This is a genomic window from Acinetobacter sp. YH12145, from assembly GCF_013418335.1.
GTDB classification, from domain to species: Bacteria; Pseudomonadota; Gammaproteobacteria; order Pseudomonadales; family Moraxellaceae; genus Acinetobacter; species Acinetobacter amyesii.
On sequence record NZ_VPCE01000003.1, the window covers coordinates 1 to 25,779 of the forward strand.

The 25,779-nt window shown below is 40.2% G+C and carries 24 protein-coding genes; 17 read left to right on the forward strand and 7 right to left on the reverse strand.

What is annotated here, in order from left to right; translation table 11 throughout:
• Positions 1-301 precede the first annotated feature (301 nt).
• The gene (locus FTU80_RS02795; RefSeq protein WP_180007360.1) at positions 302-520 is read left to right on the forward strand and encodes a DUF1653 domain-containing protein; all 219 of its coding nucleotides are present in this window, start codon (positions 302-304) and stop codon (positions 518-520) included.
• A 57-nt stretch (positions 521-577) separates the two neighbouring features.
• A complete protein-coding gene (locus FTU80_RS02800) occupies positions 578-1,171 on the forward strand; it encodes an O-methyltransferase (RefSeq protein WP_180084195.1) in 594 nt (197 codons plus the stop codon).
• An 86-nt stretch (positions 1,172-1,257) separates the two neighbouring features.
• Here FTU80_RS02800 and FTU80_RS02805 read toward each other — a convergent pair whose 3' ends face one another.
• From FTU80_RS02805 to ahpC, 3 genes are all read right to left on the reverse strand, one after another.
• Entirely contained in the window at positions 1,258-1,464 is a 207-nt protein-coding gene (locus FTU80_RS02805; RefSeq protein WP_078189026.1) for a KTSC domain-containing protein, read from the reverse strand.
• A 218-nt stretch (positions 1,465-1,682) separates the two neighbouring features.
• Positions 1,683-2,159 (reverse strand): hypothetical protein, encoded by a 477-nt coding sequence (locus FTU80_RS02810; protein ID WP_180084197.1) that lies wholly within the window; start codon positions 2,157-2,159, stop codon positions 1,683-1,685.
• 291 nt (positions 2,160-2,450) lie between these two features.
• A complete protein-coding gene (gene ahpC / locus FTU80_RS02815) occupies positions 2,451-3,014 on the reverse strand; it encodes an alkyl hydroperoxide reductase subunit C (RefSeq protein ID WP_078193727.1) in 564 nt (187 codons plus the stop codon).
• A gap of 356 nt (positions 3,015-3,370) precedes the next feature.
• Here ahpC and FTU80_RS02820 point away from each other — a divergent pair, with 356 nt between their 5' ends.
• The 10 genes from FTU80_RS02820 (at position 3,371) to FTU80_RS02865 (ending at position 18,164) form a co-directional block, all read left to right on the forward strand.
• On the forward strand, positions 3,371-3,808 hold the full coding sequence (locus tag FTU80_RS02820; protein ID WP_180084199.1) for a hypothetical protein: 438 nt from the start codon (positions 3,371-3,373) through the stop codon (positions 3,806-3,808).
• A gap of 248 nt (positions 3,809-4,056) precedes the next feature.
• Entirely contained in the window at positions 4,057-7,944 is a 3,888-nt protein-coding gene (gene hrpA / locus FTU80_RS02825) for an ATP-dependent RNA helicase HrpA (RefSeq protein ID WP_218949004.1), read from the forward strand.
• Between the two features lie 30 nt (positions 7,945-7,974).
• A complete protein-coding gene (locus FTU80_RS02830; protein WP_180026928.1) occupies positions 7,975-9,090 on the forward strand; it encodes a beta-ketoacyl-ACP synthase III in 1,116 nt (371 codons plus the stop codon).
• An 11-nt stretch (positions 9,091-9,101) separates the two neighbouring features.
• Positions 9,102-9,869, forward strand: coding sequence for a 1-acyl-sn-glycerol-3-phosphate acyltransferase (locus tag FTU80_RS02835; RefSeq protein ID WP_180084203.1), 768 nt, complete (start codon positions 9,102-9,104; stop codon positions 9,867-9,869).
• Positions 9,870-10,082: 213 nt separating this feature from the next.
• A complete protein-coding gene (locus tag FTU80_RS02840) occupies positions 10,083-12,098 on the forward strand; it encodes a hypothetical protein (protein ID WP_180084204.1) in 2,016 nt (671 codons plus the stop codon).
• A 96-nt stretch (positions 12,099-12,194) separates the two neighbouring features.
• On the forward strand, positions 12,195-13,910 hold the full coding sequence (locus FTU80_RS02845; RefSeq protein WP_180077611.1) for an AAA family ATPase: 1,716 nt from the start codon (positions 12,195-12,197) through the stop codon (positions 13,908-13,910).
• A 244-nt stretch (positions 13,911-14,154) separates the two neighbouring features.
• Positions 14,155-15,075, forward strand: coding sequence for a LysR family transcriptional regulator (locus FTU80_RS02850; RefSeq protein WP_078189020.1), 921 nt, complete (start codon positions 14,155-14,157; stop codon positions 15,073-15,075).
• A gap of 9 nt (positions 15,076-15,084) precedes the next feature.
• On the forward strand, positions 15,085-15,411 hold the full coding sequence (locus tag FTU80_RS02855) for a gamma-glutamylcyclotransferase (RefSeq protein WP_180084205.1): 327 nt from the start codon (positions 15,085-15,087) through the stop codon (positions 15,409-15,411).
• Positions 15,412-15,665: 254 nt separating this feature from the next.
• Positions 15,666-16,676 carry a sensor domain-containing diguanylate cyclase gene (locus FTU80_RS02860; RefSeq protein WP_180084206.1) on the forward strand — a complete coding sequence of 337 codons (1,011 nt, stop codon included), beginning with the start codon at positions 15,666-15,668 and terminating at the stop codon, positions 16,674-16,676.
• Between the two features lie 321 nt (positions 16,677-16,997).
• The gene (locus FTU80_RS02865) at positions 16,998-18,164 is read left to right on the forward strand and encodes a CynX/NimT family MFS transporter (protein WP_257221414.1); all 1,167 of its coding nucleotides are present in this window, start codon (positions 16,998-17,000) and stop codon (positions 18,162-18,164) included.
• A gap of 32 nt (positions 18,165-18,196) precedes the next feature.
• Here the strand turns inward: FTU80_RS02865 and FTU80_RS02870 are convergent, their stop codons facing one another.
• Positions 18,197-18,652 carry a DUF441 domain-containing protein gene (locus tag FTU80_RS02870; protein ID WP_180003104.1) on the reverse strand — a complete coding sequence of 152 codons (456 nt, stop codon included), beginning with the start codon at positions 18,650-18,652 and terminating at the stop codon, positions 18,197-18,199.
• A gap of 151 nt (positions 18,653-18,803) precedes the next feature.
• Here FTU80_RS02870 and FTU80_RS02875 point away from each other — a divergent pair, with 151 nt between their 5' ends.
• The gene (locus FTU80_RS02875) at positions 18,804-19,523 is read left to right on the forward strand and encodes a pseudouridine synthase (RefSeq protein WP_180084208.1); all 720 of its coding nucleotides are present in this window, start codon (positions 18,804-18,806) and stop codon (positions 19,521-19,523) included.
• Positions 19,524-19,656: 133 nt separating this feature from the next.
• Here the strand turns inward: FTU80_RS02875 and FTU80_RS02880 are convergent, their stop codons facing one another.
• The 3 genes from FTU80_RS02880 to FTU80_RS02890 form a co-directional block, all read right to left on the reverse strand.
• On the reverse strand, positions 19,657-20,100 hold the full coding sequence (locus tag FTU80_RS02880; protein WP_180023926.1) for a GNAT family N-acetyltransferase: 444 nt from the start codon (positions 20,098-20,100) through the stop codon (positions 19,657-19,659).
• A gap of 98 nt (positions 20,101-20,198) precedes the next feature.
• Entirely contained in the window at positions 20,199-20,546 is a 348-nt protein-coding gene (locus FTU80_RS02885) for a type II toxin-antitoxin system RelB/DinJ family antitoxin (protein ID WP_078193683.1), read from the reverse strand.
• Between the two features lie 112 nt (positions 20,547-20,658).
• Positions 20,659-21,564 (reverse strand): pseudouridine synthase, encoded by a 906-nt coding sequence (locus FTU80_RS02890; protein WP_180084209.1) that lies wholly within the window; start codon positions 21,562-21,564, stop codon positions 20,659-20,661.
• Positions 21,565-21,699: 135 nt separating this feature from the next.
• Here FTU80_RS02890 and tsaE point away from each other — a divergent pair, with 135 nt between their 5' ends.
• The 4 genes from tsaE to hfq all read left to right on the forward strand — a co-directional run bounded on the left by tsaE (position 21,700) and on the right by hfq (position 25,734).
• The gene (tsaE, locus tag FTU80_RS02895; protein ID WP_111885072.1) at positions 21,700-22,179 is read left to right on the forward strand and encodes a tRNA (adenosine(37)-N6)-threonylcarbamoyltransferase complex ATPase subunit type 1 TsaE; all 480 of its coding nucleotides are present in this window, start codon (positions 21,700-21,702) and stop codon (positions 22,177-22,179) included.
• Positions 22,169-24,181, forward strand: a complete 2,013-nt coding sequence (gene mutL / locus FTU80_RS02900; RefSeq protein WP_180084210.1) for a DNA mismatch repair endonuclease MutL — start codon at positions 22,169-22,171, stop codon at positions 24,179-24,181. Before tsaE ends, mutL begins: the two co-directional genes overlap by 11 nt.
• Before the next feature lie 6 nt (positions 24,182-24,187).
• Positions 24,188-25,132 carry a tRNA (adenosine(37)-N6)-dimethylallyltransferase MiaA gene (miaA, locus tag FTU80_RS02905; protein WP_168378881.1) on the forward strand — a complete coding sequence of 315 codons (945 nt, stop codon included), beginning with the start codon at positions 24,188-24,190 and terminating at the stop codon, positions 25,130-25,132.
• A gap of 92 nt (positions 25,133-25,224) precedes the next feature.
• On the forward strand, positions 25,225-25,734 hold the full coding sequence (gene hfq / locus FTU80_RS02910) for an RNA chaperone Hfq (protein WP_180023922.1): 510 nt from the start codon (positions 25,225-25,227) through the stop codon (positions 25,732-25,734).
• The last annotated feature ends 45 nt before the right edge of the window (positions 25,735-25,779 follow it).

Genomic DNA, 25,779 nt, shown 5'->3' on the forward strand with positions numbered 1-25,779 from the left:
AGTATTTTGATCTAACATTGCTAACGTCTCCAGAGGAGTAAATTTATTTGATGAGAGAATGATAGAACAAACCATTAAATAGGTGAAACGGTTTGTTTTTATAAAATTAATCGGTTTTACAAATCAAATAGTTAAATTTCTTTCTAAATCATAAGAATATACCGATGTGAATCCAGTCAATATTGGGCCGCTATTGAGAAATACAAGTTAAATAGTGGAAAAATAAACGAATTCATCGCGCTTTAAGCAAGACAATGCTAGAGTCAACGCTATTGTATTGAGAACTTTTTAGGGAAATGGCATGCAGGTTAAACAGGGAATTTATCAGCATTATAAAGGTCAGTTGTATCAAATCTTTCATGTTGCAACACATAGTGAAACGCGTGAAAAAGTTGTGGTCTATCAGTGCTTGTATGACGACTATTCCATGTGGGTCAGACCCTTAGAGATGTTTATGGAAACCGTTGAAATTGATGGTGAAGTAATTCCACGTTTTAAACTGATCCAAGAAACCCACTGAGCAGACATTTAGTACTTTAATCTTTAAATATGAAAGAAATAACAAAAGGACAGAATCATGAGCATGGATGCAAATTTTAAAAACTATATGCAACAACTCTATGCAGACTTTAGTGCTCACGATGCTGCGCAAAATCACCGACTTGCGCGTTACCGAAATATTGAGCCTGAGTCTGCACTGTTTTTAGCTATGCAAATTCGCTTAAAACAAGCCAAACAGATCTTGGAAATTGGAACATCTACAGGCTATTCCACGCTGTGGTTAGCAGATGCTGCGCAGTCTACACAAGGGCGGGTCGAAACCATTGAAATTGATGCAGCGCGCATTGAGAAAGCTAAACAGCATGCGGAAAATTTAGCTTTATCCGAATACATCGAATTTCATCATGGCGATGCACTGCATTTTTTACAGCATTCAAATCGTCGTTATGACTTCATTTTATTAGATGCAGAACGTGATGCGTATGTGGCGTATTGGTCATATTTAGCTGAATTAATACAAGTTCAAAATGGCGTGTTAATCGTGGACAATGTGCTGTCACATGCCGATGAGGTCGCTGAATTTATCCAACGTGTTGAAGCGGATGACCGTTTTATCAGTACGATATTAAATGTGGGCGCAGGGCTCTTTATGGTGACTTGGCGCAACTAGAAATCAGAGCATTCAGCCCTGATTTGATTGAAAATATTTTTTAATTAATAAAAATACTGTTGCTATAGCACCAAGCTCGTAGCGGTTTAACCCTGTAAGCTTACGCGTGAAAAATGTAGATCATATTCTAAATATTTGTGGACAAATGCCGTTTTATCACTACATCGAAGTAAATTATCATAAATAAAAGGTGAAACTGGATAAAAGAGATCCCCAGAACCATTCGCATAAAATATTTTTAAGTAACGTGAAGAAGAACTGTATTTCCAAGAAGTTACCACAGTTGTTGTCATAAGCCACCCCCTTATTGCGTTGTTATAGTCATACTGCAGTTAAAGGTTTATCTCTTTTGAAATTAAGACAAATTCAAGGCGTGGAGTATTGCAGAATTGTTAAAAAATAATGTTTTATCTCACATTTTTTTCATTTCTTTATCAACTAATTTGATAAAAATAATGCCAGTTCAAATAAATGCCATAAGTGTCATTCTCCCATATTAGTGTAAGGAGAGTTAAAAACTACGGCATTGTTCTGATTTATTGCCTTTGACTTGGTTGTTACTGCCATTAATTGAAAAAGCATTTTCAAGACAAATTAAATTACCTGCGATTTCATTATTATTTAGCACAATATTGCCGTTATTTTTCTTTAATTTCAGGTCGCCTGAAATTTGGTTATTGAGGAGTTGGATGTTTTTCCCTGTCGTAAAATCGACATTGCCACTGATATTGTTATGATTGGCAATGATCTTGGTAAAATTTTTATTCGATTCAATATTGCCTTTGATGTAGTTGTCATGCAGTTCAACATTGGCACCATTTTCTAAAATCACATTGCCATGAACAATTAAACCTTCAAGCTGACAATTTTTTTTGACTTTAATATCTTCACGAATACTTTGGTTTTTAATTTCACCTTCGCAGTTCACGGCAGCAAAAGTTGTAAACGAACATAAAATTAAACTGATCGAGACGAAATATTTTTTCATGGGCTTACATCTTCCTGAAATAAGCAATTGACCTAAAATTCATGTTAAAAATACTGAAATACTGGCAAAGATGTAAGCCTAGACAATCGGGTTTGCGGCGCATTTTTATTATATTTGTGTAAGCTCTAACTTGATGAATATCTACAGACATGTGGAATGTGCTTGAGCGTTAAAGTTGTAGGAATAAAGTGTGAACTGCGTAGGGTGTATGGAGGTATATACTCGCAGATAATAGGCATAAAAAAACCACGCTAAAAGCGTGGTTTTTGAATCAGTTCAATCTAATACAGATTAGATTTTACCAACTAGGTCGATTGAAGGAGCAAGAGTTGCGTCGCCTTCTTTCCATTTAGCTGGGCAAACTTCGCCTGGGTGAGCGTGTACGTATTGAGCTGCTTTAACTTTACGAAGAAGTTCTTGAGCATCACGACCGATACCACCAGCGTTGATTTCAACGATTTGGATTTTACCTTCTGGATCGATAACGAAAGTACCACGATCAGCAAGACCGTCAGCTTCGATTAATACGTCAAAGTTTTTAGCAAGAGTCCAGTTCGCATCACCAACCATTACGTATTGGATTTTTTTGATTTCTTCTGAAGAATCGTGCCAAGCTTTGTGAGTGAAATGAGTGTCAGTAGAAACTGAGTAGATTTCAACACCTAGTTTTTGGAATTCTGCATAGTTGTCAGCAAGGTCACCAAGTTCAGTTGGGCAAACGAAAGTGAAGTCAGCTGGGTAGAAGAATACAACAGACCATTTACCTTTAAGATCAGCTTCAGTTACTTCGATGAATTGACCATTTTGGAATGCTTGTGCTTTAAACGGTTTAACTTCAGTATTAATTAAGCTCATCATTGTCTCCATGATTGAGGTTTGTTTTTGATTTCCAATAGGGTACAGAAATTTTGCTTATTGCTGAAATAGTATTTTTACATAACTAATATCGGAAAATCCGAATTAGTACACTCCAGAACTATTTCAGCAATAACGATTATTTATCATTATTTCATTCGATATAAGCCATATCAATGCCATATAAAGTTGAAAGTAAAATGACAAAATCATCTTTTCAAAGTCTGTAACCAACATGATGCTTGTGGCATAAGATTTCAAGGGTGATCTCTAAAAAAGTTATAAAAAATATTTCAAATTATAGAATTTGTTCATATAAGATGGCATGAACATAAAATGACTCCAGATTTGATCAGGTGCTTAGTCAATTTTTTCGTATCATTGCCATTCTCAGTCTTGCACTTGCATCACTATGTATTCTTAAAGTTGAAGACACAGGTACAAATTTATGTATCTATGAATACTTGCAACCTCAAAAAGCGACCTATTTTAATGAACTATTAGGAACTTCATCAGATGATCCTACGCTATTGAGTACCATGGGAATCGTTGGAATCTTCTTTTTTTTCCCACTGTTGCTATCATTTAGACGTGCTTGGTATGTGGTTATATTATGGCTATATGCGATTTTTCAATTCATCATCATTTTAATGATAGAAACTGCTTCAATTTCAAAAATTATCTATGACAGTATTGTTTATTGTCATAATGGTTGGTTGTTCGCATGGGTGATCGGGCAGAGTATATTTATTGTTTTTAGTATCATTTATATTTTCTATGGGACTGAAAACTAATGGATAAAGCATCCAAATGGATAAGCTTGAGTTGCCTATTCTAGTCAGCATGTGGCAATTATTGGTTATTGGCCGCAATTTTAGTTTTTTATCATTTTATTCTGTTCGGCTTTACCTATTGGTTTCAGGCACGCAAAAAATAGATTCATCTTTCACTATTTTTACATACAGCGTAAAATATTTGGTTCTATTTTAATTATTAGGATAATGCATCTGTGCCAAGTCAGTTAAATGTCGATCAATTGGTCATGGTTCGTGATCGCCATCGCTTAAGTCGGCTGAAAAAAGGCAAAGAAGCCAATCCTGAAAAATTTCAAGATTTGTTTGAAAAGTCGAATGCGAAAGTGCGCGAACGGATTGCCCGCATTCCCAATATTAAATTAAATCAAGACTTACCTGTTACGCAGTATGCGGACAAACTAATTGAAGCGATTCAAAAGCATCAAGTGATTATTGTGGCAGGTGAAACCGGTTCGGGTAAAACCACGCAGTTACCGCAAATTGCCATGCTTGCAGGTCGTGGTTTAACGGGTTTGATTGGTCATACTCAACCCCGTCGACTAGCAGCGCGTAGTGTTTCGCAACGTATTGCAGAAGAAGTGGGCGAAAAGCTGGGGGAGTCGATCTCCTTTAAAGTTCGTTTTAACGAGCAAGGTTCGCAAGATTCGATTGTTCGTTTAATGACCGACGGTATTTTATTGGCTGAACTGGCCAATGACCGATTCTTAAATAAATACGACACGATTATTATCGATGAAGCGCATGAGCGTTCGCTAAATATTGACTTCATCATGGGCTATCTCAAACAGCTCTTGCCACGTCGTAAAGATCTCAAAGTCATTATTACTTCCGCGACATTAGACGTAAATCGCTTCTCGAATTACTTTGATGGGGCACCTATTTTTGAAGTCGAAGGTCGAAGCTTCCCTGTAGAATTGCGTTATCGTCCGATTTCAGAGCTGAGTATTGTTGGCAGTGATGATGATGAATTTGACGATTTTGAAGAAAATTTACCGCGTGCCGTAGTTTCGGCAGTAGAAGAATGTTTTCAAGATGCGCAGGAAAAAGGTCATCCTGAACATGCCGACATTTTGATTTTTGCCAGCACTGAACAAGAAATACGTGAGTTACAGGAAACACTGCAAAAGTTTGGGCCACGACATACCGAAGTTTTACCTTTATATGCTCGATTGGCTTTGGCAGAACAGCAAAAGATCTTTAATCCATCAGGCGGTGGGCGACGTATTATTATTGCCACCAACGTGGCAGAAACGGCTTTAACTGTGCCAAATATTCGCTATGTAATTGATAGTGGCTTTGCACGTATATCCCGTTATAACTATCGCTCACGTGTACAGCGTCTACCAATTGAGGCTGTATCACAGGCGGCAGCAAATCAGCGTAAAGGTCGTTGTGGTCGTATTGCACCGGGTGTGTGTATTCGACTGTATTCAGAAGAAGACTTTATGAGTCGTCCTGAATTTACCGAACCGGAGATTAAACGAACCAACTTGGCCTCGGTTATTTTGCAAATGCAAAGTTTGGGCTTTGGTGAATTAGAAGACTTCGATTTTATTGAGCCGCCAGATCATCGTTTGGTGAATGATGGTCGTAAGCTGTTAATTGAATTAGGTGCTTTAAAAGAAAAATCGGCGTATGCACCGCAAGTTGCTTCGGAAAACCAAGCAAAACAAGGCACAAAACATGCGAATAATAAAAATGGTGCTTTAACCAAAATTGGTCAGCAAATGGCGAAAATGCCGATCGACCCACGTCTTGCACGGATGATTTTGGGTGGAGCGCATTTTGGCGTATTAAATGAAGTCTTGATTATTGTCGCTGCTTTAGCGGTACAAGATCCACGTGAACGTCCTGCGGATAAACAAATGCAGGCCGATCAGAAACATGCTTTGTTCCGTGAAGCTGACTCAGATTTCTTGTTTTATATCAAGTTATGGGAAGCTTTGGTTGCTAACCGTGATATGAGTGAAAATAAGCGTCGTACATTTGCACGCAATCATTTCCTCAGTTGGTTACGTCTTCGTGAGTGGAAAAAAACCCATGAGCAATTGGTGGATTTGGCTCAGGGCTTAAAACTGTCCTTTAATGAAAAGAAGGCCAATTATGAAAATCTGCACCGTGCGTTATTAACGGGTTTACTTTCATTTATCGCCAACAAAACCGATGAACGTAATGTGTTCATGGCAGTGCGTCAGCAAAAGGCACGTATTTTCCCTGCATCAACTTTGCATAAAACCAATACACCTTGGGTCATGGCTTTTGAGATGGTGGAAACCTCTCAGGTATATCTTCGTACATTGGCGAAAATTGAACCTGAATGGATTTTATTGGCTGCTGGCGATTTATTGAAGCATCATTATTTTGAGCCGCATTGGTCGAAAAAAGCTGGTGTGGTGAATGCTTATGATCAAATTTCTTTGTTTGGTTTGATTATTGAGCCACGTCGTCAGATTAATTATGAAAAAGTGGATCATCCGGCGGCGCATGAAATTTTCCTACGCGATGCGTTGACGACGGGACATTTGGGTATTACGCCGCCGTTCTTAAAACACAATTTATTAAAACTCGAAGAAGTTGAGCGTGTTGAAGATAAACTGCGTCGTCGTGATTTGGTGGTGGATGAAGAAACCATCTACCAATTTTATGCTGCAAAAGTGCCTGAAGAGGTGGCAAGTCGTCGTAGTTTTGAAGACTGGCGTGCAACGGTAGAACCGCAAAATCCACGGCATTTATTTATCGATGATGATTCGCTTTGGATGAATGACCGTCCAACGACCCAGCAATTTCCAGACTACCTACGAAATGGTGAACTGCGTTTGGCTGCAAGTTATCGTTTTGACCCAAGTCATGATGAAGATGGTGCAACGGTCAAAATTCCAGTTCAAGCTTTGCCGCAAGTGGATGAAAATATTTGGTCATGGGGCATACCCGGTTGGCGACAAGACCTGATTGAAGCCTTGCTTAAAGCACTGCCTAAGGATAAACGCCGTCACTTGGTGCCAATACCAGATACGGCTCGTAAATTAATGGATCGTGTCGATGCCGTGCATTTGCGCGAGCATATTTTTAGTTTCTTGGCGTTCCAACTGCGTGGTGAGCAAATCACAGATAAGGACTTTTCTTGGGAACGTGTTGAGCAATATCTGCTGCCTTTAATCAAAGTCATTGATGAAAAAGGCCGTGTGATTGAGCAAGGTCGTGATCTAGATGAACTCAAAGCACGCTGTCGTACGGAAACTCATAGCCCAGTCAAACAGTTAAAAGGTGAGTTTAAAACCTTCCCTGATAATTTTGTGTTCGAAGCATCACAAAAAGTCACGGGTGTGGTGGTGAAACAATATCAAGCGCTTGTTCCAGTCAAAAGCTTTGCGGAGTTGGATGCCAAAGACGAATCGGGTGTGGTGATTCAGACTTTCAATGACCAATTTGAAGCAGTCAAACAACATCGCGAAGGGATCATTCGTTTGGTTCATATGCAGTTGGGTGACTTAGTTCGTCAGTTGAAAAAACAGATTTCTAAACCCTTGGCATTAGCTTATTCACCGCTAGGTGACAAAGCCAAACTAGAGCAAATGTTAGTTTATGCCACACTTCAGCTTGCAATAAATGAGCTACCTGTCAATGTGCAGGAGTACCAAAACCTGATTTTAAATGTAAAGAAATCTTTCTTAACTCATGGGCAACAAGCATTAGCCGTTTTAACTGAAACCTATATTCAATGGCAGGATATACGTCGGAAATTGTTGGTTTTAGATGATTCTGTGTTTGGAAAGAACATTGATGACATTGAAGATCAACTCGATTTGATGCAACTTTCAGATTTTGTTTATGGCAAAACTTCCGATGTGTGGCTCGAATTTCCAAGATATTTGAAGGCATTAGTCTTGCGTTTAGACCGCTTGCCAAATAACCTACAAAGGGACAATTCTGCCATTGATCAAGTTGACCCATGGATGGAAAAATTATTTAAGTTTAAAAATGACACTCGCCTTAAAGAATTGTATTTCATGGTTGAGGAGTTACGCATCTCTATTTTCTCTCAACCAATGAAGACCAAGATGCCAATTTCTCCATCCCGCTTGCAAAAAGTATGGGATAAGCTCGGAATCAGTTAAGATATAGGTATTTTCTAAAAGGAGTTTTACATGGGCATCCGCATTACGGGTACAGGTCTTTATCATCCAGAAGACGTAATTACTAACGAAGAGTTAGTTGAAGCTTTAAATGCTTATGTGGAACAGTACAACAGTGATAATGCTGAAAAAATTGAAGCCGGTGAGCTAGAAGCGCGCCGTGGTTCAAGTGCAGAATTTATCGAAAAAGCATCTGGCGTGAAAGCACGTTATGTTGCTGAAAAAAGCGGTATTTTAGATCCAAAACGTTTACGCCCAGTGCTACATGAACGTCCAAATGATGAAATTTCGCTACAAGCGGAATGGGGCGTTGCTGCTGCAAAGCAAGCGATGGAAAATGCGGGTGTGACTGCTGAAGACATCGATGTTGTGATCTTGTCATGCTCTAACATTCAACGTGCATATCCAGCCGTTTCAATTGAAATTCAAACTGCGTTGGGTATTCAGGGTTATGCCTATGACATGAACGTTGCATGTTCAGCTGCAACTTTTGGTATCAAGCAAGCCTATGACGCGATCAAATCAGGCGCTCGTCGCGTGTTATTGGTAAACGTTGAGATCACATCTGGTCACACAGATTTCCGTATGCGTGACTGTCACTTCATCTTTGGTGACGTTGCAACGGCTTCGATCATTGAAGAAACTGAAACCAAAGCTGGTTTTGAAGTGTTGGATATTGACCTGTTTACTCAGTTCTCAAACAACATTCGTAACAACTTCGGTTACTTAAATATGAGTGAAGTCGATGCTGACATCGACAACAACCGTTTCCGTCAAGACGGTCGTAAAGTATTTAAAGAAGTGTGTCCATTAGTGGCGAAAATGATCACTAAGCAATTGGATGACAATAAAATTGCGGCAACAGATGTAAAACGCTTCTGGTTACACCAAGCAAATGCCAGCATGAATGAATTGATTCTGAAACTGGTTGTGGGTAAAGAACATGCTCAGCCAGACCTTGTGCCAATCATTCTTGATGAATTTGCCAATACTTCATCAGCAGGTGTCATTATTGCATTGCACCGTACTGCGAATGAAGTAAACCATGGCGAATATGGCGTACTTTGCTCATTTGGTGCAGGCTACTCAGTAGGTTCTGTACTTGTTCAAAAACATGATGCTGCCTAAGGTCAGCACATTTGCAGGTTGAACATGATGCAAAATGGATAAAGCGTTTAAGCGCTTTATCCCGCATGTATTTCACGCCAACATTTTTAGGCGCTGAATACATCGATGCATCTAAACCTGCAATGTATGTAGGGAATCATACAATTTACGGTGTACTCGATTCACCGTTGATTATTGATTATCTCTACAATGAACATAAAGTGGCTGTGGTCAGTATCGCTGATCATAGCCATTTTTATTTGCCCGGTTGGCGTGGCATGGTCAAAAAGTTCGGTGCAGTCCAAGGTATTCAGGACTATGTCAGAACAGTGATGCAACAAGGTTATTCCATTTTAGTTTTTCCCGGTGGTGGTCGAGAGGTTTTGAAGCGAAAAGGCGAAGCCTATCAACTGATTTGGAAGCAACGTTATGGCTTTTTAAAACTGGCGCAAGAATTTAATTATGATATCGTGCCTTTTGCCGCTTTAGGTGGAGATGAAGTCTTTGAACTGGGTTTTGATGCCAGTGTGATTGTTGAACATCGTTGGTTTAAACAACTATTAAAAATACAAAAAATCGATAAATTATTACGTCATGGTGATGTGATTCCGTCTTTACCCAAACGTATTATCCCCAAGCGCATTCCATTCTATTTTCAATTTTTACCCCGTCAAAGTTTGAGTCATATACAGAGTGTAGAGGATTTAAAGCTCTATCGAGAGGCATTACAACAAGATATTTACACTGCCATAGAACAGCTTAAGAAAATCCGTTCAGAACAACATTCTACAGATCAATAATAGTGACTACTCTTCAACTTCATCCATTTTTTATTCGTCACAGCTCAAAATCGTAGAGAAATGAGTCACAACATTGGCCTTTCGGTTTTTCAAAATAATTCCTTTGTATTGACCTTTTTTACAGCTATTTGGCTGATTAATGGCAGTAGTCGGAGCATTAAACTTTGACTATAGTGAAGGTTGAAAAATAATCAACGATCGTTAGGGCGGAAGATGGAAAAGAAAAGCTTGACCCCGCAGCTAGAGCATATCGCTCGGCAACTTATTCGAATATCTCCAAGTTTAAAGCAGTTGTATCAAGAGCAGATGGAACTTGCTACAGCACTCAATTCACAAAATATCTTTAAAATTGAACAAGAGCAGCACCGTATTCAACTGTGTAATGGGCTGTGGACCTTACAGCTACAAAGCCGTGAATCGATTGGCTATCAGTTTCCTAGAAGTCCATTTAGACCCATCAAAATTGTTGAATTGCATTCGACAGAGCCATGTATTGAAGTAGTAGAAGATTTCTTATTTCATGAATTGTATTTTTTTACTGGCGACCTAAAGCCGCAACATTCACTCTTGCTCAGAGAAAAAGCACAGCAATTTAGACAATTGATCTTACAGTCCGTTTTTCAACATCTAAATGGGCCAGCGCGTGTTCAGCAGTTTTTAGCACAGATGACAGGAGTTGAAGCGCAAATTTTTGATCAGTTGATGCAAGAGCAGCAGATTTATCAGACACCGCTATTACAAACGTATATCGAATGCCAAATCTGTCTACCCCATTGGTTGATGCAAAAGATTGAGCAGATGTTTGCGCTCAATTCACTTACAGAAGCTGAAATATTGCCAATACAGCTCTTGATGGATAGTTTGGACGAGATTTGTTTTGCTACAGCACAATTTTTAGATCCGACAATATACAGGATCATGAGTTTGAGCTATGAAGATCGGTTCAATTTACAAGAATTAAATGAACATATAGAAGATATTATTTTGTTGCTCGACCATGCATATGAGCGTCCCAATTTGTTGGGTTTTATTCGTTTGATGCATCGGGATGTTTGGGCAGAGCAGGACATATTGAGCCATAGTAATTTTGTGCAAGCCACAGCAATTTGGCAAAAAAAATGTGGAAAACTCCCTTTACTCGATAACAATCGTGCAGTTCGATGGATGTTCAAGCAGTCAGCCGAAGTGTTGGATTGGCTGAGTCGTAATTTTCAACACAGTAATGTACGTGTGGCTGTGACGGCATTGAGTTTCGTCGATACGCAGTATATTCATCCAACATTGATTCTTGCGACTTTACAACATTTTCAATTTGTTGCAGCGCGCTTATTTATTCAAAATTGCCATACGATTGCGCATGAACAAGATTGGTTTAATCATGAAAAAAATCTGCAGTTTGTTTTACAGCGAAAATATCAGCAGCATGATGACCATCGTGTAGTGATCAGCCCATCGATTTTGTATTTAGATGAGTGGTTGATCTTAATGCGACAGGTGTTAGGCGCGGAGGATCAGGCCATAAAAAAAGTCTATCTACCTTTGAGCCGTATTATGCAGGCCTATCTACAACATTTAGTAAGTTGTACGCAGCATTTACCGCAGGCTTTGATGGATTATATCCGTCCAGAAACCCAAGAAAATCGCCAGTTTTTAAGTATGTTACGACAGCATAAAATTCAACTGCAGGATTTTCGAAATTTATTTTATTTAAAGCCTGCTAATTTAAGAGTGTCTGTATTTGATGCATATGTGCGTGACTATGTTAGTGCGACTTATTCTACAGGTCATACAGTCCCTAAAAATATTACCTGGAATGGGGTCTTTCATCAGGCGGTGCATTGGCATGCCAAGCAACAAAAGCAGGAAGTGTTAACTCAATTAAAGCGTCAATTTGCGACAACAGTCTGGCAGTCATTTACAACAGAAGACAAAATATATTTTCAAGAGTGGGTCTTTGAAGAATTAAAAACCATCGATCGAATTATTGATGAATCTATTCACTTTAAACATTGTTTGGCATCAAGTTATAGCGCCAGTATCATTGCAAGAGTATATGTAGCTTTTCATATGTACCATCCCATTTTGCATGTATCGATGACTTTGGGCTGTCATGTGCAAAACCACATTTTGGTTTTTGATCAACTTGAGTATTCAAATAATACCCAAGCAGAAATAGAAAAAGTAAATATCGCCAAAGAATTTTTAAATAGGTTCAATAGCTTAAAGTAAGATTGGCGAAATACGGATTTAGGAAACTGTGTTGTGCGCTTAACTTTTGAGTCAAAAATCGTTAGGCTATAGCCGTTCTTTTACGGTATAGGTCTTATGAAACAAGAAACTGCACTCAAGCTGCTCAAAGCAGGCGAAAATGTGTTTTTAACAGGTTCGGCTGGTGCAGGTAAAACTTATACTTTAAATCAATACATCAATTATCTGAAAGCGCGCAAAGTGCCGGTGGCAATTACGGCTTCTACAGGGATTGCTGCAACCCATATGAATGGCATGACAATTCATACATGGGCAGGGATTGGGATTAAAGATGCGATTTCCGAAGATGAGTTAAAGCGCTTAAAAGAACGTAAATATTTAAAAGAGCATTTGGAAAATGCCCAAGTTTTAATCATCGATGAAATTTCGATGTTGCATGCCAAGCAATTAAACTTGGTGAATAAAGTTTTAAAATTTTTTAAAGACAGTGAAGATGCTTTTGGGGGGATTCAAGTCATTGTTGCAGGTGACTTCTTCCAGTTACCCCCTGTGGGACGCAAAGGTGAATTAAACCGTGACAAGTTTTGCTTTATGTCTGAGGCATGGGTAGAAGCGAAGTTTCGCGTGTGTTATTTGACCGAACAACATCGTCAGGGTAATGACTATCTCAATGATATTCTAAATGCGATTCGTGCTCAGCAAATTACGGGCGATCATTTGCATGCTTTAAGGCAGACAAGTTCACAAAATATAGGTGAAACCTTTACTCGCTTGTATACCCATAATATGGATGTAGATAGTATTAACTATAAACATCTAAATGAAATTGAGCAAGAATCTCGCCAGTTTGATGCCCAATGTGATGGTAATGATAAACTGATCGAAACCTTAAAATCTTCAGTGCGTGCGCCGGAAACTTTGACCTTAAAGAAAAATGCCAAAGTGATGTTTGTAAAAAACAACTTTGACGTGGGCTATATCAATGGCAGCCTCGGTGAAGTGATAGGTTTTGAAGAAGATGATGAATATGGCATCTTGCCTAAAGTAAAACTCACTGATGGCACGACCTTGGTGGTAGAACCTGAAACATGGTCTGTCGATAATGATGATGGTAAAACCATTGCCAGTTTCCAACAAATTCCACTGCGTTTGGCCTGGGCGATCACCATTCACAAATCTCAAGGGATGACCCTTGCAGCGGCTGAAATTAACTTGACGCATACTTTTGAGAAAGGTCAGGGTTATGTGGCATTGTCGCGTTTAAAAACATTAGATGGTTTACGTTTACTTGGTTTTAATGAACAAGCCTTAGAACTCGACAGTTTGGCGATTAAAGCCGATCGACGTTTTCAGGAACTCTCTGATGAAGCGGAAACCAATTTTGCAGAGGCTGATTTAACCGTTCAACATAAAGCCTTTATTCGTCATTGTGGTGGAACGCTGAATGAAGTGGAAATTGAGCGCAATGAAAAGAAAATTGCCAAAACTGGTGCGAAACAAAGCTTTGCCACAGCGACTTTAGATCAAACTCGTGAATTGTTTGAGGAAGGTTATGAAATTCAAGATATTGCAGTGGAGCGTGGTTTAACACCTGCTACGATTATTAATCATTTGGCTCGTCTGCAAAAAGAGCAAGGTTTAGATATATCGGTGGCACATCCGGGAGAAGACGTGGTTGAGCAGGTGCGTAAAATTTATAAACGTTTGGCGAAACGACAAGACCCAGCACATTATAACGATGATGGTACTATTAAGCTGCGCCCAATTGTGGAGTTGACCAGTCCACGCATGGGATATGACCAAGTTCGTTTGGCTTTATTATTTGTGGAATAACACATTCTTTGGATTACATACATTTAAAGCCAGATTGATCAATCTGGCTTTTTTAATAAGGGGCATCGTGTTTATTTTCATCCTTTGCATCTGCTTAAAAACGATGAATTGGTGGTTAAAGTTCCAAATAAAACTTTAAATGAATAAAACTTAATAAAATAATGATAAGATGAGTATAATTCATTAATGCTTTGCGAAAACTATTCGATTGCAAAGTTGCTCCCAAGTTTAGTTGAGAACAATCATGTTGGAATTACGCCATCTCAAAACCTTATTGGCACTCAGAGAACACGGTTCTTTGGTCGCTGCATCTAATGATCTGTGTTTAACGCCTTCTGCACTTTCACACCAGTTGAAAGAGCTTGATCATTGGTATGGGGTAGAGGTGGTGAACCGACGCACACGTCCTGTGACTTTTTCGAATGTTGGGCAACGTTTACTACGCCTTGCCGATGACATTTTGCCGCAAGTTCAAATTGCGCAATCGGACATTACACGTATTGTGCATGGTCAAACCGGCCGAATTATTTTTTCTTCAGAATGTCATAGTTGCTTTGACTGGCTGATGCCGTTATTGAATGTCTACCGTCAGCAATACCCTGATGTAGATTTGGACTTTGCTTCTGGCTTTGAAGCCAATCCGCATGAACTATTACAAACAGGCGAGTTTGATCTTCTGATTACGGCAGACCCAATCAATTTAAAAGGTGTGGAATATTTCCCAATCTTTGAATATGAGTCTCGTTTGGTATTGTCCAATACACATCCATTGGTTCGTGCGACAAATGTGACTGTTCAAGAATTAGCAGAAGAAACGCTGATTACCTATCCGGTCGATAAACATCGTTTAGATATCATGGCAAAATTATTTTTACCGGCCAATATTCAGCCTAAACACGTTCGTACTACAGATTTGACCCAGATGCTGATTCAGTTGGTTGCAAGTGGTCGTGGTATTGCGGCATTACCAGATTGGGTGGTAAATGAATATGAACAAAAAGGTTGGGTGACCTCTCGACGTTTAGATTGTGTTTCACCTGAAGGTTTAAGACGGACCTTGTACGCAGGCTATCGTACCGAAGAGGCTGAAAAAAGCTATTTTGAAGGCTTCCTAAAACAGTTGGCGAAATTCTCACAAAAGCGCAATCAATATTATTCCAACTAAGGAGGATCTATGACTCAGAGTCTTTTTGTATACGGGACATTACGTCTAGGTCAGCCCAATGCACACGTGATGGAACGCATAGGTGGCATGTGGAAGAAAGGTGTGGTTTGGGGTGAATTAGAAGATAAAGGCTGGGGTGCGGCTATGGGCAGTCCGGGTATTCGTTTATCGAAGGCAGGTCAAGCCATTGAAGGCTATGTTTTTATCTCTGAAAACTTAGCAGCTCATTGGGCTGCTTTAGATGAATTTGAAGGTACTGAATATCAACGTGTTGCTGTCGATGTACAACTGGAAGGCGGAGAATGGATGCAGAGTGAAATTTATGCCTTGAAATAATATCGTGAGGGAGAGTCGTAAAATACGTGGGTCATCCAAACATCATGACTTTCCCCAACCTGCGAAATATGTATCGATGATTCTGCTTGCTCTGTTGTTTCCTTGAGTGCATTTTCTTTTAAAGCGCAGTATCTCAATGAGTTGTATCTAAAGTGCATGAATGCACAGAAATCACTTTAAGATCGCTATACAAGTGGATGAATAATTTCTAGAATTGAGCTGTATCTCACACTGAACCCTGTTTGAACTCAATCATGCCAAATACTATAGAACCCTCACCAACTCAACTCATGTCTGTGATTCAAACGCAGACAGCTATTGCCAAACTGGGTTTAGATCTAAATGCAGTGATGACCGTGGTCGCAGAACAGGCGCAGCAGATTACACATGCTAAAGGTGCAGTTGTAGAGTTGGCTGAAGATGGTGATATGGTCTATCGTGCAGTGTCTGGCGGGGCGAGCCATTTACTGGGTTTAAGACTACATATTGAAAATAGTTTATCGGGTCTATGTATAGCGCAAAAACAAACACTGTATTGCCAAGATTCGGAAACAGATGCACGGGTAGATCGCGTGGCATGTCGACGTGTCGGGTTGCGTTCGATGGCAGTAGTGCCATTGATTCATTGTGATGAAGGTGTCGGTGTTTTAAAGATTTACTCTGACCAAGTCGATGCCTTTCAGGAAGCTGATTTACATATATTAAGTTTGATGTCTGAGTTGATCGCTGCGGCGATGTACCAAGCGACACGTTTCGGTGCGACAGAGCTATATAAATTGGCGACGCAAGATAGCTTAACCGGCTTAGCTAATCGGGCTTTGTTTGTCGACTTTTTACGCCAAGGGATAGAAAAAGCACGTGCGCAGAAAAAAGTGTTGGGTATCTTGATGATTGATATGGATGGTCTGAAGCCGATTAATGATCAGTTTGGACATCGCATTGGGGATGCTGCACTGAAAGAAATTGCACAGCGCATTTTGCGTGAAACACGTCAAGATGACTTGGTTGCACGCTTGGGCGGTGATGAATTTGCTGTGATTTTAACCAATATTGCCAACTTAGAGCGTGCGCAAACGGCGATGAATCGAATCGCAGAAAGTTGCGGACTGCCATTTGCATTCGAGCAAATGAGCTTGAAAATTGGTGCCAGTATTGGCATGGCTTTATTTCCAGAGGATGCCCAATCCATCGATCAATTGGTCGAAATGGCAGACTTGAAAATGTACGCCAATAAGCGTGAACGGAAACAAATCAATCCTGAATAACGTACTGCCTAAATAATTCACTGCTTAAATAATTCACTAATTGTTATGCAGGTGAATTCCTTCACTACCGCCAAATTATTGAAAGTATCAGAAAAAACATTTTTGATGGGAATACGTGTTGTCTCAAACAATTGCAGATGACATCACGGAATATTATTGTTTAATTTAAATCAAAGTGCGCTTAGCATGTGACGGTGCAAGATGATTAAATAATTGAAAAATCATCTAAGGTCATTTGTTTTTTGACTCAAAATAATATTTTGAATTGTTAAGCTGTGCACTATTGCATGGCGAAAAGAGCATGACAATTCAATGAAAGGGATGTCAAAAGATTTATTCATTATTGCGGCAGGTTTTATTGCTGCAATGCATATCGGGAAACTACCGCCCGCAATACCTGTATTACAACAGCAACTCGGCATTAGCTTTATTCAGTCTGGTTTATTGCTCTCACTAGTACAGGGTGCAGGAATGTGCTTTGCATTGTTGATTGGTAGTTATATCCAAAAAATTGGATTTAAACTGTGTATCTTATTGGGCTTAAGTCTATTGACGATAGCAAGTGCATGGGGGAGCTTTGCACAAAGCTTTGATGTCTTGTTGCTACTGCGTGTCATAGAAGGATTTGGCTTCTTATTGGTGACACTCACAGGGCCTGCATTTATCCGTCAGCTTGTACCGCTACAGCACATCAGCGCAAAGATGGGGCTGTGGAGTGCCTATATGGGTGGAGGTATGGGCATTGCCTTATTGGTTGCGCCATTTCTAATTGCTCAATATGGTTGGAGTGTGGTTTGGCTCAGTTTCGCTATGATTACTGCAGCATTACTACTCTGTATCGCTATGTTTATTCCTCAGCCTAATGTGGCGCTGAATACAACACCTATTATTGGTCTCATTCGGGATACTCTGAAACATCCTGCAGCATGGCTTTTGGCGCTCATTTTTGGGACATATGCAGGGCAGTGGTTTGCATTGGTGGGCTTCTTACCGATGATTTATGCCCAAAACCAAATTTCAGCAGAACTGGCGGGTGCTTTAACAGCCAGTGTTGCCGTTGCGAATGCTGTGGGCACATGGGGGTGTGGACTGCTATTACAGCGTGGTTTTCAAGCTAAAACTTTAGTCCAACTGGGTTTTGCTGTTTTGATCATTTGCTCCTTAGGGTTTTATCTCTCTAAAGATGCGTTACCTTTTTTACTGCAATATTTAACGGTGTTTAGTTTTTCGCTTTTTGGAGGCTTGGTTGCTGCGACGGTCTTTGCGCAATCACTGCATTTTGCACCTTATCCTGCGGCAATTAGTACGACGGTCGGCATGATTTTACAATGCTCTGCCATATCACAATTTGTTCTGCCACCTGTGATTGCCACTGTGGTTTCACAAACTGGAGCGTGGTTTTGGGCGGGGATCTTGATGTCAGCATTATCATTCGTTGGAATCATGCTTAGTCGACGTTTATTTCAAATGCAGCATGGCTCAAATTAAAATTTTGTTAAACCGCTATGTCAGCAACGGCCTTATTGTTTAATCCCAATCAGTAGCGACAAGATGCCTGCTGCAATGAGTGGGCCGACGGGTACACCACGCAGCATCGCAACACCTGCGACTGTCCCAATCAGTAGTCCGGCAACAACATCTGGCTGATTCGACATCAGTTTGACACCACGTCCGCCTAGCCATGCGACAAAGATGCCAATAGCGATTGCGACGAGGGATTTCCAACTTAAAAAGGATTTTAAAATCGAATCACCGGGTATTTTCCCGCTAGCGATCGGTGTGAGTACGCCAATGGTTAAAATAATAATGCCAATGTTTAAGCCATATTGTTGCAGATAGGGGAAAAATTCACTCAAAGGCGTGATGCGGAAAATAATCAAGACACCTGCTGCTATGGTGATCGCTGTATTGTGGCTAAAGATGCCACAAGCCAATAACACCAATAACACGATCAGATTTAAATCCAACTGAGACATAGGATATTCGTGAGAAACTTCAATAAATAATCAATAGTGTAGCGCAGAAACATTAAAAACTGGCGTTCAAGATCATTTCCGCTATTTTTCCTGCAAGTTGAGTCACTGTTCAGTATAAAATAGCAATATATGGTGTTTATTAGGTTGTTCTATGTTTCTGGAAAAAATGCTGCAATCACAAGGTTTTGGTTCGCGTAAATATTGCCAACAGTTGATTAAAAATGGTGCGGTCGAAATACACGGTGAGATTGTAGATAATCCAAAGCAAAAACTGGACTTGAATGATTTAACTTACAGTGTGCATGGACAGGACTATACCTATCGTGAGCATGTTTACATCGCGTTAAATAAACCCCAAGGTTATGAATGTTCACATCAGGCAACTCATCATTTCAGTGTTTTTGAATTATTTGATGATGTGCTGTTAAATCGTGGTCTGCAATGCGTCGGGCGACTGGATCAAGACACCACGGGACTGTTGCTGCTCACGGATGATGGTCAATATCTACAAGCGCTGACACACCCTAAAAAGCATGTTGCCAAAGTATATTCAATGCATACAGCAGATCCTGTGACGCCTGAGCAAATGCAACAATTGCAACAAGGCGTGGAGCTGCGAAACGAAAAAGGCATTTTCGCTGCAACCGATGTGCAGCTATTGGCTTCACAGCAATTACAAATGACTGTTCATCAAGGGGTATATCATCAAGTGAAACGGATGTTGGCGGCTGTCGGCAATAAAGTTGAAACTTTACATCGTGCTCAAATAGGACAATTAAAGCTTGAAGATCTCGCTGAGGGTGAGTGGATCTATTTGAATGCAGCGCAAATTGAACAATCGAAATTTCGCGAAAATATCGCTCCACAGTAATGGGTACTGGGCTTTGATAGGTCATCATTTGAAGGATGAATGTGCGGTATTAAAGCCCATAAATATGTCTGCTAATTATTTAAAGATGCGTTTCTAATATGCGTTGATGATGTTTTTAATGCCTAGCAGAGCATTAGCGAATAAAGTAATGATAGGTTTGAAATTCATCATCTTTAATGAAGCCCATCGATTCATAGAGTTGATGTGAGTGATAGTTATTTTTTTGAGTTTCGAGGCTGATTCGAAGCGCACCTTCATGTTGAGCAAAGAGAACCGCAGTATCGATCAATTGTTTGGCTGAACCTTGACGACGATATACAGGGCTGACATAGACATCATCTAAAATATAGTAGGTTGAACAAGCTACAGATGAAAAGCCTAAATACAGTAAGATAAACCCAGTAATGACATCATCTTTTAAGCAAATAAAAATTACGCTTTCATTATTTTCAAAACGTTGTCTTAGAAATTTATATGAGATATCAAGATTAGAAGAGGTGCCATAAAATTGGCGATATTCATCAAATAAAACAGCAAGTGGCTGAAGGTCTGCTTCTGTTGCGCGTCGAACGATCATTTTTTTCTATACTCCATGCTATTTTTATCAGTCTTGCATGAAGCATATCGAAATTTCGAAATTGGTTGATTTATAAATTGTTTATAAATGCGACAGTGTTAAGTTTTGTCACCTTCACCCAAAATTGCATTGAGTTCTTCAAACAAGTCGAGATGATCATCATCTAATAATGGATCATTATTTAAAATTTCTAATTCAGCAGGGCTAATTTCAATGGTTGAAATAGCTTGGGCTTCTTGTTGTTTTAATTTGCGTAACTTAATCAATTGTTCAATATTGATATTTTGGTTTTCAATAGAGAAGGGGATCGATTTGGTTAAAACAACTTGTTTAAAGAATAGACGTACAGCCTGTGCAGGTGTAATGCCTAATTGTTTAAACACGGCAAAGGCTTGTTTCTTTTCCTGTGAATCGAGACGGATTTGGTAGACTTCAGTTTTTCTCATATTCTTAGAAAGCTTTTAAATACTTAACTTTTCGCATTTATTCTAATCAAAACTGTTATAAATTCAAGAAAGTTTGGCAGTATTTTATCAATTTAATGTAATGACAATAGATTTACAGTGTCAATTCATAGGCAGAACTGAATTGAAAAGCCTGCTCTGTCACAGGATCGATAAACTCAAGCTGTTTCGCAAGTAGTTGTAAAGGTTGGCTGAAATCGTCATCTGCCTTATGTTGTACTACTGGATAAAAGGGATCATTTTGAATTGGAATGCCCAAAGCATTTAAATGCACACGAAGTTGGTGTTGCTTGCCGGTATGGGGCTTTAATTCATACTTTGCATGTTTTCCATGCTGCTGGAGGAGCTTAATGTATGTTTCACTATTTGGCTCACCATCTACCAGTTGCATGGTATAAAAAGGCTGACCTTTTTCCATACGATAGCGAGTTGTGATTGGGAAATTTAAGTCATCTCGATAAGCTGCAATGGCATGATAGGTTTTTTGAACTTGCCGCTTGGCAAACATCTGTTGATATAGCCCACGGCTTTCGAGACATTTGGAGAAGAGAACTACGCCGGCAGTTTCACGATCTAAACGATGAATCGGTGTTAGGTGTTCAAGCTGCGTTTGTTTTTTGAGTCGAACCAACAAGGTTTCTTGTACATACTGACCGGTCGGACTCATGGTGAGAAAATGCGGTTTATCGACCACGATGAAATGATCATTTTCAAATAAAATCTGATGCTCAAAGGGAACATGGATTTCATGCGCTAAGAATCGATAATAATAAACATGACGATTTGCTTCAAAAGGACTGTCTATCGTTAAAGCGTCACCATCTGCAGCATAGACTAGACCATCCTTAAATCGTTGTTGCCACTCTGCTGCTTGGATATGAGGAAATTGCTTACACAAATATGCATAGACCGTTGTGGCTTGTGTGTGTTGACCGTCAAGGAAGACTTTACTGGCACTAACACCATTGATCATTGGGGGAGTAAATTCAAAACTGTGCATGAAGAAAGATCTAAAAACTGAGCAAATAAAGCAGAGAACACATCATGAAAAATGCTCAATCTATAGTGTGAACATATCCATTTTAGCCAGTGCGATGCTATCATATTTAATTCTTATGTACATGTTGTGAGTAATATGCAGTATTCATTCAGTCTGGAACTTAATAGTGAAGTCGATACCCAAAACTTAGCTACCGTACTGGCGACGCATTTTACGACGGGTGTAGCGTATTTAATTGGTGACTTGGGTGCAGGAAAGACCACGTTAACACGTTATTTTTTACAACACTTGGGTCATCAAGGTGCGGTAAAAAGTCCAACCTATACATTGGTTGAACCTTACAATATTCAAGGACAAGATATTTTTCATTTTGATTTATATCGTCTGAATGACCCTTATGAGCTTGAACTTATGGGTATCCGTGATTATTTAGAAACGCCGAACGCCCTATTTTTATTTGAATGGCCATCTAAAGGGGGCGACGAAATCCCTGAAGCTGATTTAATTATTAATATTGAAAAGTCTGCGGATGAAAGCACCCGTACAGCAACTTTAAGCTCTTCTTCAGAAACTTTGCAAAACGCTTTGGAGCAAAAATTTAACCATGCTGAATGAAATCAGTGCCCGCCGCATTCGAACGCTTGATCCTGCCTTAGCCAACCAAATTGCCGCAGGGGAAGTGATTGAACGTCCTGCTTCTGTGGTCAAAGAATTACTGGAAAATGCCATTGATGCAGGGGCGACTGAGCTGATTGTTCGTATTGAACAAGGCGGCAGTACACTGATTGAAATAATAGACAATGGTCGGGGTATTCACCCTGAAGATCTACCTTTGGCGGTCATGCGCCATGCCACCAGTAAAATCCAAACTGCTGAAGATTTGCATGCCATTGTAAGTCTAGGTTTTCGTGGGGAAGCCTTGGCTTCGATTGCTGCGGTGTCTCGTTTGACATTGACCAGTAGCCAAAATGATGACGGTGTAGGCTATCAGGTCGAAGTAAATGGCACCGCATTTGATTCGCAAGAAATTCAGCCTGTGGCAGCGACGCAAGGCACCACCATCCGTGTGCAAGATTTATTTTTTAATGTGCCTGCACGGCGTAAGTTCCTCAAAAAACCGGGGACTGAGTTTGGACATATCGAAGAAATTGTCCGTCGTTTGGCACTGACCCATTTTGATATACGTTTTGTCCTTGAGCATAACAATAGTATTAAGCTGAACTTGCCTATTGCAGACAGTGGCGCGCTGCGTTTTCAGCGGGTACAACAATTATTAGGCCGTCAATTTACTGAAAATGCGTACTGGATAGATGCTGATAGCGTCAATATGCGTCTCAGTGGTTGGTTAGGCCATCCTTCAGATGCACGTGCGCAAGCCGATATGCAATACGTCTATGTGAATGGACGTATCGTAAAAGACAAGACAGTTTCACATGCACTTCGGATGGCTTATGACGGTATTTTGCATGGACATCAACATGCCGCTTATTTGTTGTTTATGGAAGTTGATCCTGAAAATATCGATGTGAATGTGCATCCGACCAAGCATGAAATTCGGTTTCTAAATCAACGTGAAGTACATGAGTTTGTTCGTCATTTTGCCAAATCGACATTAGCGCAATTTCAAACCGCGACCGCCGAATTGTCATCTGCAATGAAACTTGATGGGCAGGCACACGAAAATATTATTCCGCAGCCGCGTCATCAGGAACAATTTTCATTACATCAACCTCAGCCAGTTGCAGAGCAAGGCACAAATTTTGTCAGTCCAGAGATCGCGGGTGGACTTACTGACTTTAGTTCGCCAGCAACGGTGCAATATGGTTCAAATCATGCGCCAACAGGTCTGGAAGCTTATACACAGCAATATTCAAATGCGTCGAACAATAGCACTGGATATCAGTCAAATTTAGCGGGTTCCAGACAGCTCAATAATGCATTGCAAAGTTATTTAGCGCCTTTACGTCAAACTGAGTCGTTAAATGATCCGGATACCGCTTTAGCTGAACATATTCAGCAGAAAGTTGATGAGCATCCTTTGGGGATTGCCATTGCGCAATTGCATGGTATTTATATTTTGGCCCAAAACACCGAAGGTTTAATCATTGTTGATATGCATGCGGCACATGAACGCATTGTTTTGCAACAGATGAAAACAGCTTGGGATAAACCTGAGTTTTGGACATCACAGCAGTTGCTGATTCCTAAAGTCGTCAGTATCAGTCGGATGCAAGCGATGCGCGTCGATGAGCTCAAAGAACAATTGGCACGCCTAGGTTTAGAAATAGACCAATATGGCGATGAGCAAGTCATTGTCCGAGGTGTTCCTGCCATTTTGCATAAAGCAGACTTTGATGCGCTGATTCCAGATTTATTAAATGATTTAGACCCAAGTGATCAGGTTGCAGGGTTACTACAAAAGCGTGATCAAATATTGGCAGGCATGGCCTGTCACGGCGCTGTACGCGCACACCGTATTTTAAGTCTATCTGAAATGAATGCATTACTGCGTCAGATGGAACAAACTGAATTTGCCAGCCAATGTAACCATGGGCGTCCGACGTGGCGTGCGTTTCCATTGGCACAGCTAGATAAACTTTTTGCTCGGGGAGAGTAGTTTTACATGTCAAATCAATTGCCGGTCATCAACTTAATGGGACCAACTGCAAGCGGTAAAACCGCCTTGGCATGTGAGTTATACGAGCAAGGTGGATTCGAATTAATTTCAGTCGATTCTGCTTTGGTTTTTCAGGATATGGATATTGGTACGGCCAAGCCGAGTAAAGCTGAGTTGGAGAAATATCCACATCATTTGATTGATATTATCAGTCCGCTAGAAGTGTATTCGGCAGCGAACTTTGTGGAAGATGCGTGTGTGCTGATTGATGATATGCATGCACGAGGTAAAACACCGATTTTAGTTGGTGGTACAATGTTGTATTACAAGGCTTTATTGGAAGGGTTGTCTTCAAATTTACCAAGTGCAGACTATGCTGTACGTGCTGAAATTGAAGCCAAAGCTGAGTCGCAAGGTTGGGATGCTGTATATGCAGAACTGTGCAATGTAGACCCATTGGCAGGTGAAAAATTTAAACCGAGTGATAAGCAACGAATTATCCGTGCGCTCGAAGTTTTTAAGTTAACAGGTAAACCCATTACGCAGTTACAAGCTGAGCAACCTAAAAACGTACCATATCGTTACAATTTTCATAATTACGCATTATTGCCCGACCGATTAGAATTACATGAGCGTATAGCTCAACGTCTAAAAATAATGTGGGAAATTGGATTTTTAAATGAAGTGAAAGCTCTCATTGAAAAATACGATTTAGATGAAAATTTACCCTCTATGCGTTCAGTTGGATATCGTCAAGCTTTAGATTTTTTGAAAAATAGTGATCAAAGTAGCGAAAAACAGCGTGAAATGGAGGATAAGGCACTTTTTGCAACACGACAACTTGCAAAACGTCAATATACTTGGTTAAGATCTTTGCAAGAAACGCATAAATTTACTACATATTTAACTGCGCAGCAGGCTCAAGAAGACTTGCGAAAGTGCTACGGATAAAGCAAAATTTACAGACTACCTTTTTGATAATTTTTAATTGAAAAGTAAAGGTAGCTTTTGCGCTGATTTTTATTATTTTTTGGAGTTATAACATGTCTAAAGGTCAAACTTTACAAGATCCGTTCTTAAATTCTCTCCGTAAAGAACGTATTCCTGTGTCGATCTTCCTTGTCAACGGTATTAAATTACAAGGTCATATTGAATCTTTCGACCAATACGTTGTTTTATTAAAAAATACTGTAAGCCAAATGGTTTACAAACACGCTATTTCAACTGTTGTTCCAGCACGTAACCCACGTCCTGCTGGTGCTCCTGCTGGTGCTCAAGGCGCTGCCGGCTTCGGTGGTCAACAAGGCGGCTTCGGCGGTCAACAAGGTGGCTTCGGTGGCCAGGGTGGCTTTGGTGGTCAAGGTGGCTTTGGTGGTCAAGGTGGCTTCGGTGGTCAAGGTGGCTTCGGTGGTCAAGGTGGCTTTGGCGCTCAAGGTGGCTTCGGTGGTCAAGGTGGCTTTGGCGGTCAAAGTGGTTTCGGCGGTCAAAATGCTGGTTTTGATGGCGAAACTAAATTTGAAGATGCTCAAGACGACGAAAACAACAATCGTTAATTGAATTAAAAAAACCTCCCAAATGGGAGGTTTTTTTTGCCTATA